Origin of the sequence: Azospirillum oleiclasticum, assembly GCF_013423485.1 — a bacterium.
GTDB classification, from domain to species: domain Bacteria; phylum Pseudomonadota; class Alphaproteobacteria; order Azospirillales; family Azospirillaceae; genus Azospirillum; species Azospirillum oleiclasticum.
Map to the genome: position 1 here is coordinate 21,992 of NZ_JABFFR010000057.1, position 13,219 is coordinate 35,210.

Sequence of the window (13,219 nt, forward strand, 5' to 3'; positions counted from 1 at the left end):
CTACCGCGCCCGCCACGCCTGTGTGCGCCTCTGCAGGACCCAGGACAGGACCGCGTGGAGCGCGCGCACGCCGGCGGACGTGTAGACGATCATCATCGCCATGGCGGCGGCCCCCGCCACCTCGCCGGCGTCGTCCATGTTGAGGACCGCGACCGACGCCGGCTTGGTCGCGGGGGCGTACAGGAAGACCACGGCGGACACGGTGGTCATGGCGTTGACGAAGAAATAGATGGCGATGTCCAGGATCGCCGGCAGGCACAGCGGCACGGTGACGCGCAGGAAGGTGGTCCAGACCGGAACCTTCAGGCTGGCCGACACCGCCTCGAACTCGCGGTCGAGCTGCTTCAGCGCGGTGACCGCGGTCAGATGGCTGACCGTGTAGAAATGCACGACGGTGGACAGCACCAGGATCGCCATGCCGTGGTACAGCCAGCCCAGCGGGTTCCAGGGTGCGTTGAAGAAGAAGATGTAGGCGAGCCCCAGCACCATCCCCGGCACCGCGAGCGGCACGATGGCCGCCATCCGCGCCACCGCGGCCAAAGGCCGTGCCGCCGGGCTGCGCTCGATCAGCCAGGCTCCGACGAACACCACGGCGGTTCCCACCACCGCCGTCCAGACCGACAGGCGCAGGCTGTTCCAATAGCTGCTCCAGCCCGCGCTGTCGAACTGCGCGAAGTCGTAATTGGCGAGCGTCGGCGTCAGGTCGTAGGGCCAGAAGGTGGCGAGCGAGGCGAAGCCCGCCATGCCCAGGATGCCCAGCAGCAACCCCGCCACCAGCGCGCAGAACAGCAGCGCCAGCCCGTCGCCCGCCGGCCGGCGCCGCGGCGCATAGGGGACGGAACGGGCGGACAGCAGGGCCATCTGGCGCTTCTGCCCGATCCAGTCGGCGACGAAGGCCAGCACCGCCGGCACCAGCAGCACCATGCCGACCACAGCACCCATGCCGAAATTCTGTTGCCCGACCACCTGCTTGTAGACGTCGGTGGCGAGCACGTTGAAGGAGCCGCCGATCACCTTGGGCACGCCGAAGTCTGTGATGACCAGCGTGAACACCACGAAGACGGCGCTGATCAGGCCGTAACGCGCGCCCGGCAGGGTGATGGTGAGGAAGCGGCGCAACCGCCCGGCGCCCAGCGCCTCCGCCGCCTCGTACAGGCGGGCGTCGGCGGTCGACAGGGCGACCGTCAGGATCATGACCGCGTGCGGGAAGGTGTAGAACACCTCCCCGATCACGATGCCGATCGGGCCGTAGATGCTGTGGCCCATCATCAGGTCGCGCAGGACGCCCTTGTTGCCGAACAGATAGACCAGCGCGATCGCCGGCAGCAGCGATGGCGCCAGGATGGGAATCTGCGCCAGCGCCTTGAACAGCCCCTTGCCCGGCATCGCCGTGCGCGTGATGGCGAAGGCGTACGCGAAGGCCAGCGGCACCACGATGGTCGTGGTCAGCGCGGACACGGCCACGCTGTTCCACACCGACACGGTGAGCGCCGGCGTCTGAAGGAAGGCCGCGAAGTTGGCGAGGCCGACGAAGGCGTCGTTGCGGTCGTACAGGCTGCGCACCAGGATGGCGCCCAGCGGCAGCACCACGAAGACCACCAGCAGCAGGGTGAGCGACACCAGCCCCGCGGCCAGCATCCCGGCCTCGCCCCAGCGGACCGGGCGGCCGCCGGGCAGCGCCGCCGTGGTCATGCGCCCGCCGCCTCGAAGACGCGCAGCCGCTCACGCGGCAGCGACACCGGCAGCCGGCGCCCGGCGCCGAGGTCGAGGTCGCGCACGAGGTTGGCGGAGAGATCGGCCGTCAGCCGCTGCTCGCCCAGCGGCTCCACCGCCAGCCGCGCGCGGTGGAATGGCCCCAGGAACTCCATGGTCTCGATGACCGCGTCCAGCCGGTTGACCCAGGCGGGGGCGCGCACCTGCACGTCCTCCGGTCGCAGGCAGACGGTCACGGCCGCTCCCGGCACCGCGTCCGCCTCGCACTCCAGGTCGAGGCCGCCGAGCCGGACGCGCCCCGTCTCCGCCACCACCCCCGGCAGCATGTTCATGGCGCCCACGAAATCGGCGACGAAGCGGCTGGCGGGGCGGCGGTAGATGTCGTCGGGGGTGCCCACCTGGTCGATCACGCCGTTGTTCATCACAACGATGCGGTCGGCCATGGTCAGCGCCTCCTCCTGGTCGTGGGTGACCATGATGGTGGTGATGCCGAGCCGCTGGTGCAGATCGCGGATCTGCCGACGCAGATGCAGGCGTACGCGCGCGTCGAGCGCCGACAGCGGCTCGTCGAGCAACAGCAGCCCCGGCGCCGGGGCGAGCGCGCGGGCCAGCGCCACCCGCTGCTGCTGGCCGCCGGAGAGCTGGCCCGGAAACTTGGCCCCGGAGCCGGGCAGCCCGACCATCGCCAGCAGCTCCTCCACCCGCGCCCGCTCGGCGTCGCGCTTGAGCTTCAGCCCGTACGCCACGTTGCCGTGGACGGACAGGTTGGGGAACAGGGCGTAGGACTGGAACACGATGCCGTAATCGCGCGCCGAGGGCGGCAGGCGCGACACGTCGCGCCCGTCCAGCTCCACGCGCCCCTCCGTCTGCGGGTCAAGACCGGCGATCACCCGCAGCAGCGTGGTCTTCCCGCAGCCGGACGGGCCGAGGAAGCACAGGAACTCACCCCGCCGCACGTCGAGCGACACGGATTTCAGCGCCGTGAAGCCGCCGTAGGTCTTGGTGATGCCGGTCAGGCGCAGATACGGAAGCGGCGACATGGCGGTGCGTCAGCTCTTCGGCTCGGACTTGGCGTTGTACCGCTTGCCCCACTCCGCCAGGATGGCGTCGCGGTTGGCGGCGGCCCAGGCGAAGTCGTTGTTCTTGATCATCGACGCCTCGGCGTTCTTCGGGTAGTTGGGCGTGTCCTTGGTGACGCCGGGGTGCGCGGTGACCTGGTAGAAGTTGACGTACAGCTCGTTCGCCTTCCTGGTCGCGGCCCAGTCGGCCAGCTTCTGCGCGGCGTCCAGGTTCTTGGTGCCCTTGACGATGGCGGTCGCCTCCATCTCCCAGCCGGCGCCCTCGGCGGCCAGGATCACGTCGATCGGCGCACCCTTGGTCTTCTGCTGGGCGCCGGTGTACTCGATGGAGATGCCGATGGCGTACTCGCCGGACGCCGCCATGCGGCAGGGCTTGGAGCCGGAATGGGTGTAGACGGCGACGTTGTCGTTGAGCCGGTCCATGTAGGACCAGCCCTTGTCGGACCCCATGGTCTGCAGCCAGCCCGACACGGCCAGGAAGCCGGTACCGGACGACGCCGGGTTGGGCATCACCACCTGCCCCTTGTACTCCGGCTTCAGCAGGTCCGCCCAGGAGGCGGGCTTGGGCAGCTTGCGCTTCTCCGCCTCCACCGTGTTGAAGCAGATGGCCGCCATCCAGGCGTCCATGCCCACCCAGGCCGGCGGGGTCTTGCCATCGACGAAGGCCGGCTTCAGAGCGCCCGCCTCCTTCGGCGCGTAGGGATGCAGCATTCCCTGCGCGTCGAGGATCATCAGGCTCGACGCGGCCAAGCCCCAGATCGCGTCGGCGCGGGGGTTGTCCTTCTCGGCCAGCAGCTTGGCGGTCACGACGCCGGTGGAGTCGCGGACCCACTCGATCTCGATGCCGGGGTTGTCGGCCTCGAACGACTTCTTGTAGGGAGCGAGCTGCTCGTTCTCCAGCGCGGTGTAGACCGTCAGCTTGGTGGCGGCCTGGGCGGCGGACAGCCCCAACCCGGCGGCGATGGCGATGCCGGCGGCCCCGGCCAGCGCGGTTCGAAGGGTCATGCGTTGCTCCCGTTTCCCGAAGTCTCGGCGGTGGAGGCCGGCCCTTGCGCCAAGACCCCGTCACCCCGCGTCTTGTACCGCCGGAGCGCGCGGACGACGCGTTAAGCTTTGGTTACGTTTGCGCGGCTTCTGTTGCAGTGTTTGCGCCGGGGCGGCGACCGGGTGGAACGTCGGCCATTTCGGCGGCTCGCGTCGACGGTGATCCTGCCGGCGGTAGGCTGACACCCGCTGTTTCCGATCGACGACCGCCGCGTGACCGTCGATCACACGTCCATCGTCCGCTGGATCCTGGCCAACGCCCCGTAGCTGGACGATCGCCGGCTGCAAGATCCTGGTCATCGTGCGCAAGGGGCCGTCCACCACATCACCTCACCCCATCGGTCGGGTCGAGGTGTGGTGACCAGACTCCACCGAAGAACCACGATGGCCGCCGCGGCTGTGGGGAACCGGCCCGCCTACGCCAGCCATGGGGGCGCTTCGGCGGGCCGGTTCCCCACAGCTACATCACCCCGCGGGGCACGACCGCGATCTTCCGCATGGCATCACACCGGCAGATGCAGATCGCCCGGTACGGCGGGACGGAACTCGCCCGCACGGGTCCGCTGGTGCAGTTCGGCCACGGACATGCCCGCTTTCCGAGCGGCGATCATCTTCGGCGGATCGCATTCCTCGCCGATCGGGTTGCGCACGAATTCCTGGGAGGTGCGCATCCACTCGCTGGACAGGTTCCAGTTGCCGAAATTGTCGCATTGCAGTTCGACACTGTTGCCGTCCGGGTCCTCGTAATAGAACGAGGTAGTCAGGCCGTGATCGAGGCAGGCATGGGGAAGGATGCCGGCCTCGGCCAAACGGGCGTAATTTGCCAGCAGCCCGTCGAGCGTCGCGAATTCGAACGCCATGTGGTGCATCCCGGCATGATGCAGCTTGTCAGGGTCGTTGCGGATCGCCGGAGTCTGCAACAGGGCGACCCTATGGTTTGCGGTATCGTTGGTCGTCCAAGCCCCGCCCTCGAACCTGAAGTTCGGCACGCAGCCAACCACCGCCCTGTACCAGGCCAGCATCTCCTCCATCCGGGTGGTCTTCAAGGTGACGTGATGCAGGATGGGCCGTTCCTCGATTTGCTTGATATCGTTCATGGTTTCCTCCTTGTTGTCAGATGTGGAACCGCCTCTGGTCGCGGCCCGGTATGGCTTTTCACTCCCGGAAGCATCGTGTCGTAGCCGACACGCCGGGATCGCGTCGCACCACTGCGGCGGAGAGCGCCCCGATTCCGCCCAGGTGGCTGACTTCTGCAGCATTCCCGCGTCGATCTGCGCCATGGCTATGATTGTCCCGCCGGCGCCGATTGCACGCAGATCAGCCGCCATCGCCCCGAGGTCCGGGACCAGACCGCCATCGCCATCGCCTCGATCCGCTTCGGCTTTCCACCCACGAGGATGTCGATCCCCAGGCGGCTCAGCACCAGCGCGGCATCGCCCGAAACCTGGATCGACTGCCCGCTTCGGGTGACGTGCCGATAGCGCACATGTCCGCTGGCGAAGCCGGCGATGTAGCTTTCCTTGCTGTCGGTGCCACCGCTGGAATGGATGTAGCGCAGCGTCGTATCCAGCAGACGGTCGAGCGTCGCGATGTCGCCGGCCAGCATCGCCGCGTAGCGTTCGTCCTCCAGCGCGGCAATGGTGACCGCCGGCTCCCGCGTGGGCAGCGCCGCGAGCGCGCTCATGTCGCGCCCGCCCCAGCCCAGGGCCTCGGCCTCGGCCAGGCGGGCCCGGTTCAGCGCCGCCTGCGGCATCGCCAATCCCCGCGCCTCGGCCAGCGCCAGCACCAGGTCCAGATCCTTGGCGATCAGGCTGATCGACGCGGCCGGGGTCCAGTCCCGCTCTTTCAGCTTTTCCACCTTCGACGCGATATAGGGCGAGGCCGCGGCGCTCCCGGCGATCAGATCGATCACCGCGGGGCGGTTCAACCCGCACGCTTCGGCCAGGGCCAGCGCCTCGGCCAGCGCCCCGTTCATCGATCCCACCAGCGAGTTGACCACAAGCTTCGCCACCCGCGCTTCTTCCGCCGGACCAAGCCAGGTGATGCGCTTGCCCAGAACCTCGAGGATCGGGTGCTGCGCCTCGAACACGTCGCGCGGACCCGAGACGAAAAGGCTCAAGGCTCCCTCCGCCGCCAGACCGGTGCTGCCGGAAACCGGCGCCCGCAGATAAGCCACGCCCGCTTTGTCCAGGAGGTCCGCCGCCCGGGCCGAGGCATCGGGCGACAGCGTGCTCATGTCGATCAGCGTGGTTCCGGGCCGCAGTGCGCCGGCCAGCCCGGCCAGCAGCGCGCGAAAGGCGGCATCGTCGGGGATCGTGGAGATCAGCACGTCCGCCCCCGCCGCGAGTTCCACCGGCGTGGCCGCGGCGGCCACCCCGCATCCCGCCGCGCGCGCCGGGTCGAGGTCGTAGCCGGTGACGGTCCAACCGACAGCCGCCAGACGCGGTGCCATGACCGAACCCATATGGCCCAGCCCGATCCAGCCGATGCCGGGCCTCATGAGCTGGCTCCGTCATGGCTGCCGGGGCCAAGGCGGTCGTCCCAGCGCTTCTTGAACAGATGGATGCTGATGGTCCCCCAGACCCCGGCCTTGTGGAAGGGGTCGTTGCGGTTGAACGCCTCGGCCGTGGCGTGGTCGGGCGCCTCGATCACGAACATGCTGCCGACGGCGGTCTCGCCGTCTTCGGCCAGCAGCGGCCCGGCCACCACCAGCCGCACCGTGGCGGCCTTCAGATAGTCCTGATGCGCCTGAAGGTTCCGGGCCCGCAACCCCGCGCGGTCGCCCCCGTCGAGACAGTGGATGCTGTAGAGCATGGTCCCCCCTATGTGCCGAGATAGAATTGCCGGACGAGGTGATTGTCCCGGAGGCTTTCGGCGGTCTCTCCCTCGAAGGCGATGCTGCCGTGAACCAGCACCGAGCCGCGGTCGGCAATGCGGATCGCCTGGGTGAAATTCTGCTCGGCCATCAGCACGGTCAGGCCCAGCTTCGCCTTCAGGCTGCCGATGGTCTCGATGACCTGCTTGACGATGATCGGCGCAAGGCCGACCGAAGGTTCATCGACCAGAAGGATGCGTGGCACCGACATCAGCGCCCGGCCGATGGCGACCATCTGCTGTTCGCCTCCGCTCATCGAGCCGACCCGCTGCCGCCGCCGTTCCTCCAGCCGGGGGAAGGTCTCGAAGCAGAGCCGCAGGTTGTGCGAAATCTCGCGCCGTGCGGCGGCCCGCCAAGCGCCGAGGACAAGGTTCTCCTCCACCGTCAGATCGCGGAACAGGCGCCGTCCCTCCGGCACCAGCACGACGCCCAGATCGACGATCTCCTCCGGCGCCCGCCCGGTCAGATCCACCTCGCGCCCGTCCAGCCAGGCGCGAACCGTGCCGCGCGTGGGCTTCACCAGCCCCAGGATCGACTGCATCAGCGTCGACTTGCCATTTCCGTTGGTGCCCAGCAGCGCCACGATCTGCCCCTCGGGCACCCGCAGCGACACGTCGTGCAGCACGCGGACCGCGCCGTAACCGGCATCCAGCCCCTGAACGACCAGCGCATCATGTGCCAAGATATGCGGCCTCCACCTCGGGTGTCGCCAGAACGGTCTGCGGGTCGCCCTCCACGATCTTCCGGCCGGCGACGAAGACCGCCAGACGCTGCGAAAAGGCGGTGATCGCCCGCATCACGTGCTCGATCATGATGACCGCCGTGCCGTCCCCATTCAGCGCGAAAAGCAGATCCAGGATCTGGTCCACCTCGGAATGGGACAGGCCCGCCATCACCTCGTCCGCGATCAGAAGCGCCGGCTCCGGCGCCAGCGCGCGCGCCAGCTCCAGCTTGCGCAGATCCACCTGCGTCAAGCTGTGCGGGTGTGAATGGGCCTTGTCCTGCAATCCCACCCGTTCCAGGCACGCGCGGGCCCGGGCCCGGGCATCCGCCACCGGCAGCGGCGGCACGGAAAACCGCAGCGGCACCGTCACGTTCTCCAGAACGGTCAGGCTGCGGAACGGACGGGGCAGTTGGAAGGTGCGGCTGAGGCCGAGCCGCGCCCGTTCGTGCGGCTTCAGCCCGGCCAGCGGCCGGTTCCTGAACAGCACCACGCCGGCATGGTCGGGGAAATCCCCCGCGATGCAGTTGACGAAAGTGCTTTTCCCGGAGCCGTTGGGGCCGACCAGCCCCAGCCGCTCGCCCGGGGCGACGGTCAAGGCGATGCCGTTCAGCGCGGTGAAGCCGCCGAAGGTTTTGCCGAGGCCGCGCACGTCGAGGACCGCGTTCATGCCGTGTCGCCCCGTCCGCGCCAGGCCCGGATCAGGCCGAGGATGCCCTTGGGGGCCAGCATCACGAACAGGATCAGGACGCCGCCCACGATGAGCAGGTTCCCGGCCGAGGAAATCGTCACTGTGGCGCCCTGTTGCAGCGTGCTCAGCAGCGTCGCGCCGATCACCGGACCGACCCAGCCTTGTGTGCCTCCGATCAGCGTCATGGCCATGGCGTTGATCGTATGGGTCAGCGAGAACGCGGCCTCGGGGTTGAGGTAGGAGGCGTAATAGGGCAACGGCGCCCCGGCCATCCCCATCATCCCGCCGCTGATGGCCGTGGCGATCAGTTTCAGCCGCAGCGTCGGCACCCCGGCGGCGGCGGCGGCCCGCTCGTCGTCGCGGATGGTGGCAAGGCCGAGGCCAAGGCGCGACCGCTCGATCCCCGCCGCCACGGCGATCCCGCCAAGCGCCAGGACGAGCATCAGCACGAACAGGAACTCGCTGTAATTGCCGAAGACGGCATACCCCTGCGGGCGCATCGTATAGGCGCCCGAGGAGCCGCCCGCATACGGCCAGTTCACCACCAGCGTCTGCAGCACCACGGCCAGCGACAGCGTGGCGATCGAGAAATAGACCCCGCGCAGCCGCAGCGTCAGCCAGCCCATGCCGAGACCCAGCGCGCCGCTGACCAACCCCGCCGCCAGCACGCAGACAAGCAGGTCGAGATTCAGCGCCTTGGTCAGAAGGATCGTGGTGTAGGCCCCCGCGGCGAAGAAGGCGGCGGTACCGAAGTTCACATAGCCGGAATAGCCCGCCAGGATGTTCCAGGCGACGGCGAGAAGCACATATTGCAGGATCACATAGCCCGTATACCAGGCATAGTCGTTGTCGATCAGCCGCAGGATGAGGATCAGCGCCACCCCGGCGGCCGCAAGACCCACGTTCAGGCGAAGGGGGCGGCTCATGCGTGCGCCCTTCCGAACATGCCCTGCGGGCGCAGCGCCAGGACGGCCAGCAGCAGGCTGAAGGCCACCGCGGGGGACCAGGCCGGGCCGAACAGCGTGGCGGTGACATTCTCGATCACGCCGAAAACCAGCGCGGCGACCAGCGTCCCGGGCAGGCTGCCCAATCCGGCAAGGATGACGACCGCGAGGACGCGCCCGATGAAGACGTGGCCCGAATGGGCATCCACCGGCTGCACCACGATCAGGCAGCCCCCGGCGATGGCGGCGAGCGCCACCGACAGGCCGAAGGCCACGGTCTTGATGCGGATCGGGTCCGCGCCAAGGAAGCGCAGCGCGTCGCGGTCCTGCGCCACCGCCGCCACCGCCCGGCCGGTGAAGCTGCGGCGCAGCCACAGAAGCAGCGCGGCGATGCAGGCCAGCGACATCAGCGCAGGCAACAGCATACGCAGCGGCAGGCCGACCGGACCAAGGCCGAGACTGAGCCCGCCATAACCGGTTTCGACCCAGCGCTGGTCGGCGCCGTAGACCAGAACCAGGGAAACCTCGATCACGATCATCAGCCCGAAGAAGAAGGCAAGACCCTGCATCGCCTCGTCGCCGCGCCGCTCGAAGTACAGGTGGTAAAGCCGGTAGAGCCCTGCCCCCAGAAGCCCGAAGACGGGGGCGATCAGCAGGGCGGCCAGGAGCGGGTCGAACCCGGTCGGGGCGCACAGCGCGGCGATCACGCAACTCGCCAGCACCATCATCGCGGGATGGGCGATGTTCACCACATCCAGCATCCCGAATGACACCGCCAGCCCCATCGAGGCGATGGCGTAAAGACAGCCCAGCAACAGGCCGGACACGACCGCGTTGGCGATCAGCACAGGGTCCAGCATCTCGTCTCCATCCGTGAAAGGGGCCGGCTCCCCGCAGAGAGCGTCAGGCGCATCAGGCGGCGGGGAAGCCGGGGCGCAGCTGGCCCGATCTGTATTGCGGCGGATAGAGGATCACCTGCGTGCCCGGCTGCTTGAACTGCGCCAGATCGTTGCCGGTCACGCCCTGATACTGGATGTAGATGTTGCGCTCCTCCACCCATTCGCCGGTCTGGTCGAAGCGCAGCTCGCCGATGATGGTGGGGAAGGCCTCGCGATGCAGCGCCGCGCCGATGGCCGCCTGATCCAGCGAGCCGGCCCGCGTCACCGCCTGCTCGAGCACCTGCATCTGCGCGTAGGCCAGCGGCGGGGCGTAAAGGCCCAGCGTCTCGGCCCCCTTCGCCTCGGCAGCGGCGCGGTAGCGGTCGAGGAAGGCGGCGGTACCGGGGAAGGTCATCGTCGGTTCCGGCGCGTAGACATCCCAGCAGACGAGATTGTTCAACTGCGCGCCGAGCTGGGCCTTGATCGCCGTCACCTGCGGGCCGACCATGCCGCCGCCCAGCATTTTCGCCGTCAGCTTCAGTTCGCCCGCCGCCTTCAGCAGTCCCACCGAATCCGGCGGGTAGGAGGCGAAGAACACCAGGTCCGGCGCGGCCGACCGGATGGCGCGCACGATGGGCGAGAAATCCACCGTCGAAGGCGGGTAGGCGCGATCGTAGACCACCCTGATGCCGTGCTCCCGCGCCTGCCAGCGGGCGCTTTCCATCGCGCGGTTGGAAAAATCGCTGTCCAGGCCGGCGATGGAGAGCGTGGCCGGCGTCGGGTTCAAGCCGCGGGCGATCTCGAAAAATCCCTTCGCGAAGTCCACATTCATCCTGCGGCCGACCGGGCTGATGTTGGCGGTGCCGCCGTATTTGAACATCTCGTTGGTGCTCGATCCGAGAAGCGAGACGAAAGCCATGCCGCGCCGTATGATCACGGGCATGGCTGGGGCAATCAGGGCGGTGCCATAGGACGAGATCACCAGATCGACTTTGTCCACGTCCAGAAGCTTGGTGTAGATCCCCGGAACATTGGCGCCGTTGCTTTGGTCGTCGTAGAAAACCAGCTTGACCGAACGGCCCAGAAGCCCGCCGCGGGCGTTGATGTCTTCGGCCCAGACCTGCTGGGCCAGAAGTGCGGGACGGCCGTTCCCCGCGAGCGCACCGCTGAGCGGCATCGAAAACCCAATCCGGATCGGCTCACCCGCGGGGGCCTGCGCCACCCCCCGTCCGGCCGCGGCCGATACCGCGGCCGCCGTGGCGAGAAGCCCGAAGCCCCGCCGCGTCATTCTTCCGTTCATTCGCACCCTCCCCGATGTCCGGCCGTCACCCTCCTGTTCGGAGCGGCAGCCATTTTTTGTATCATTGACTACAATTTCTATATCGTCAACAAAAATATATATTTCTTGACGGCCGCGCGCCCGGTGCCGAGGATGCGGGGCGGAGCAATCTCGGAGAGAACGCGATGACGTCGGAGGTTTCGCGATTGGAGGAGGCGGAGGCACGTCGCTGCGCCGCGCTGATGGCGGGGGACGCCAGTGCGCTGGAGGCGATGCTGGCCGCTGACCTGGTCCATATCCACCTGAACGGCCGGATCGACGACAAGATCGGCTTCATGGCCGGCTTCCGCGACACATACCTGTTCCGACAGGTCACCCGCGGGCCGCTGAACATCCGCACCTGGGGCGACAGCGCGGTGATGATCGGGCCGCTGACACAAAGGCTCGCGATCCGCACGACCGGAGAGGAAATGGCGGTGCGCGCCATCACCACCCAGACATGGCAGCGGTCGGGTGGCGAATGGCTGCTGACCACCTGCCACAACGCGCCGGTCTCCGGCTGACGGAAGAGCGAATGCGATGCCCCTGGCAGTCTTTTCGCGCGGCAACGGTGTCTTGAGGCTCGGCAAGGTCATCGGCGACGCGCGGCAGCGCGCTCGCACATCGCGGCCGATCCACAACATCCGGGAGCAGATCTCCCATCCATCGCAGATGATGACGCTGAAGCCGGGCGACATCCTGGCCACCGGGACGCCATCGGGCGTGGGCGTGGCGAAGGTGCCGCCGGCTTTTCTGCCGCCGGGAGACGTGATGCGGGTCGTGATCCCCGGTCCCGGTCATAGCGAGAACCGGGTGGTGACCGAGGCACAACCCGTGGGAGCGGGAGTCAGCCCTTCCGCGCCCGCCATCGTGGGATCGCGGCCTCTCCCGCTTCCCGGGCGGCGGCCAGAAGCGCCTCGGACGTGCTCAGGAAATGCTCGGTGATCGCCACGCAGGCGGCATCGGCATCGCGGCGCTGCGCCAGTTCGGCGAGTTGGATATGCTCCTCGCGCACGTTGCGCTTGCCCAGGGTCAGGCTGAGCGTAACCGACCAGTAGCGATATCGCTCGCTGCGTTGGTACAGCATCTCGCGGAGGTCCAGCAGGCAGCGGTTCGGGCAGGCGGCGACCAGGGCGCGGTGGAATTCCGCATGCGCCTCCAGCCAGGCGGGTCCGGGACCCTGCGGCCCGCTGCCCTGTCCCGCATCATGCAGACGCGTCAACCGGTGCAGGGCCGCAACAAGGCGGCTTTCCCATTCCACATCACCGTGCATGATCGACTTGCGCAGGCAGGAGGCATCGATCTCGGCGCGCGTCTCCGTCAACTGCTCGAACTCTTCCCAAGAGATCGGAGCGACGGCGAACCCCTTCTGCGCCTCCAACGTCGCCATGCCGTCCGCGGTGAGCCGCTGCAGCGCTTCGCGCGCGGCACCAAGGCTTACGCCATAGGTCCCACAGACATAGCTGGTCTTGATCTTCGCCCCGGGAAGGAGGCGGCATTCAAGAATTTCACGCCGCAGCCCTTGATAAACGATTTCCGATTGGGTTGGCGATTTGTGATCCAAGCTATGCCCCTTGTCCAGCGACGTCCCGGACTGCCCCTCTGGCGCCATGAGGAATTGCCTCCCTTGAAGGAAAGGGATTTGAGGGATGTCAGGGGGGCCGTCTGACGTGTCGCCTGACACCCCCGGGAACCGCTACGATAATATATATTTCTGCGAAAAATGCGCAAGTCCTCCCTCTGTGTCGTGCAGGGCAATTGCTTGAAGCGACGTCCGTTGCCATCGTAGGCTTTCCGTCATTCCCGCGAAGGCGGGAATCCCGCGCGAGCATCCGCGAGCCCTGAGAGTCAGGTCGTGTCCCGAGACGTGGTGTGGGAACCGGGTCGCTCGTCTGGTCCCGGGCAGGTCTGGCCTGAACCGCGCCGGGATTCCCGGCAACTGTATTCAGGCTGCTT

At 68.0% G+C, this 13,219-nt stretch carries 14 protein-coding genes; 2 read left to right on the forward strand and 12 right to left on the reverse strand.

Annotated elements, in window-relative coordinates:
- From HL658_RS34185 to HL658_RS34235, 11 genes are all read right to left on the reverse strand, one after another.
- A complete protein-coding gene (locus HL658_RS34185) occupies positions 1-1,692 on the reverse strand; it encodes a putative 2-aminoethylphosphonate ABC transporter permease subunit (protein ID WP_180286683.1) in 1,692 nt (563 codons plus the stop codon).
- Positions 1,689-2,753 carry a putative 2-aminoethylphosphonate ABC transporter ATP-binding protein gene (locus tag HL658_RS34190; RefSeq protein ID WP_180286682.1) on the reverse strand — a complete coding sequence of 355 codons (1,065 nt, stop codon included), beginning with the start codon at positions 2,751-2,753 and terminating at the stop codon, positions 1,689-1,691. The genes HL658_RS34185 and HL658_RS34190 overlap by 4 nt, the downstream gene beginning before the upstream one ends.
- A gap of 9 nt (positions 2,754-2,762) precedes the next feature.
- Positions 2,763-3,797, reverse strand: a complete 1,035-nt coding sequence (locus tag HL658_RS34195; RefSeq protein ID WP_180286681.1) for a putative 2-aminoethylphosphonate ABC transporter substrate-binding protein — start codon at positions 3,795-3,797, stop codon at positions 2,763-2,765.
- A 542-nt stretch (positions 3,798-4,339) separates the two neighbouring features.
- A complete protein-coding gene (locus HL658_RS34200) occupies positions 4,340-5,116 on the reverse strand; it encodes a VOC family protein (RefSeq protein ID WP_211109923.1) in 777 nt (258 codons plus the stop codon).
- 2 nt (positions 5,117-5,118) lie between these two features.
- Positions 5,119-6,336, reverse strand: a complete 1,218-nt coding sequence (locus HL658_RS34205; protein WP_180286680.1) for an NAD(P)-binding domain-containing protein — start codon at positions 6,334-6,336, stop codon at positions 5,119-5,121.
- Positions 6,333-6,650, reverse strand: coding sequence for a YciI family protein (locus HL658_RS34210; RefSeq protein ID WP_180286679.1), 318 nt, complete (start codon positions 6,648-6,650; stop codon positions 6,333-6,335). The genes HL658_RS34205 and HL658_RS34210 overlap by 4 nt, the downstream gene beginning before the upstream one ends.
- An 8-nt stretch (positions 6,651-6,658) precedes the next feature.
- The gene (locus HL658_RS34215) at positions 6,659-7,393 is read right to left on the reverse strand and encodes an ABC transporter ATP-binding protein (protein WP_180286678.1); all 735 of its coding nucleotides are present in this window, start codon (positions 7,391-7,393) and stop codon (positions 6,659-6,661) included.
- Positions 7,383-8,102: an ABC transporter ATP-binding protein gene (locus HL658_RS34220; RefSeq protein WP_180286677.1), complete on the reverse strand. Its 720-nt coding sequence runs from the start codon at positions 8,100-8,102 to the stop codon at positions 7,383-7,385. Before HL658_RS34220 ends, HL658_RS34215 begins: the two co-directional genes overlap by 11 nt.
- On the reverse strand, positions 8,099-9,049 hold the full coding sequence (locus HL658_RS34225) for a branched-chain amino acid ABC transporter permease (RefSeq protein WP_180286676.1): 951 nt from the start codon (positions 9,047-9,049) through the stop codon (positions 8,099-8,101). The genes HL658_RS34220 and HL658_RS34225 overlap by 4 nt, the downstream gene beginning before the upstream one ends.
- Positions 9,046-9,927: a branched-chain amino acid ABC transporter permease gene (locus tag HL658_RS34230; protein WP_246338229.1), complete on the reverse strand. Its 882-nt coding sequence runs from the start codon at positions 9,925-9,927 to the stop codon at positions 9,046-9,048. The genes HL658_RS34225 and HL658_RS34230 overlap by 4 nt, the downstream gene beginning before the upstream one ends.
- A gap of 52 nt (positions 9,928-9,979) precedes the next feature.
- Positions 9,980-11,167 carry an amino acid ABC transporter substrate-binding protein gene (locus HL658_RS34235; protein WP_343055422.1) on the reverse strand — a complete coding sequence of 396 codons (1,188 nt, stop codon included), beginning with the start codon at positions 11,165-11,167 and terminating at the stop codon, positions 9,980-9,982.
- A 242-nt stretch (positions 11,168-11,409) separates the two neighbouring features.
- Here HL658_RS34235 and HL658_RS34240 point away from each other — a divergent pair, with 242 nt between their 5' ends.
- Both HL658_RS34240 and HL658_RS34245 read left to right on the forward strand, forming a co-directional pair.
- Complete coding sequence (locus tag HL658_RS34240) at positions 11,410-11,787, forward strand: nuclear transport factor 2 family protein (protein ID WP_180286674.1); 378 nt, start codon at positions 11,410-11,412, stop codon at positions 11,785-11,787.
- A 16-nt stretch (positions 11,788-11,803) separates the two neighbouring features.
- On the forward strand, positions 11,804-12,208 hold the full coding sequence (locus tag HL658_RS34245) for a fumarylacetoacetate hydrolase family protein (RefSeq protein ID WP_180286673.1): 405 nt from the start codon (positions 11,804-11,806) through the stop codon (positions 12,206-12,208).
- Here the strand turns inward: HL658_RS34245 and HL658_RS34250 are convergent.
- A complete protein-coding gene (locus HL658_RS34250) occupies positions 12,111-12,875 on the reverse strand; it encodes a GntR family transcriptional regulator (protein ID WP_180286672.1) in 765 nt (254 codons plus the stop codon). The two genes, HL658_RS34245 and HL658_RS34250, sit on opposite strands and share 98 nt — an antisense overlap.
- Positions 12,876-13,219: the final 344 nt, after the last annotated feature.

Bases quoted from the DNA above. Each gene is read 5' to 3' on its own strand.
- HL658_RS34185 (WP_180286683.1), bottom strand. From the start codon at position 1,692: ATGACCACGGCGGCGCTGCCCGGCGGCCGCCCGGTCCGCTGGGGCGAG.
- HL658_RS34190 (WP_180286682.1), bottom strand. From the start codon at position 2,753: ATGTCGCCGCTTCCGTATCTGCGCCTGACCGGCATCACCAAGACCTAC.
- HL658_RS34195 (WP_180286681.1), bottom strand. From the start codon at position 3,797: ATGACCCTTCGAACCGCGCTGGCCGGGGCCGCCGGCATCGCCATCGCC.
- HL658_RS34200 (WP_211109923.1), bottom strand. From the start codon at position 5,116: ATGGCGCAGATCGACGCGGGAATGCTGCAGAAGTCAGCCACCTGGGCG.
- HL658_RS34205 (WP_180286680.1), bottom strand. From the start codon at position 6,336: ATGAGGCCCGGCATCGGCTGGATCGGGCTGGGCCATATGGGTTCGGTC.
- HL658_RS34210 (WP_180286679.1), bottom strand. From the start codon at position 6,650: ATGCTCTACAGCATCCACTGTCTCGACGGGGGCGACCGCGCGGGGTTG.
- HL658_RS34220 (WP_180286677.1), bottom strand. From the start codon at position 8,102: ATGAACGCGGTCCTCGACGTGCGCGGCCTCGGCAAAACCTTCGGCGGC.
- HL658_RS34225 (WP_180286676.1), bottom strand. From the start codon at position 9,049: ATGAGCCGCCCCCTTCGCCTGAACGTGGGTCTTGCGGCCGCCGGGGTG.
- HL658_RS34230 (WP_246338229.1), bottom strand. From the start codon at position 9,927: ATGCTGGACCCTGTGCTGATCGCCAACGCGGTCGTGTCCGGCCTGTTG.
- HL658_RS34240 (WP_180286674.1), top strand. From the start codon at position 11,410: ATGACGTCGGAGGTTTCGCGATTGGAGGAGGCGGAGGCACGTCGCTGC.
- HL658_RS34245 (WP_180286673.1), top strand. From the start codon at position 11,804: ATGCCCCTGGCAGTCTTTTCGCGCGGCAACGGTGTCTTGAGGCTCGGC.
- HL658_RS34250 (WP_180286672.1), bottom strand. From the start codon at position 12,875: ATGGCGCCAGAGGGGCAGTCCGGGACGTCGCTGGACAAGGGGCATAGC.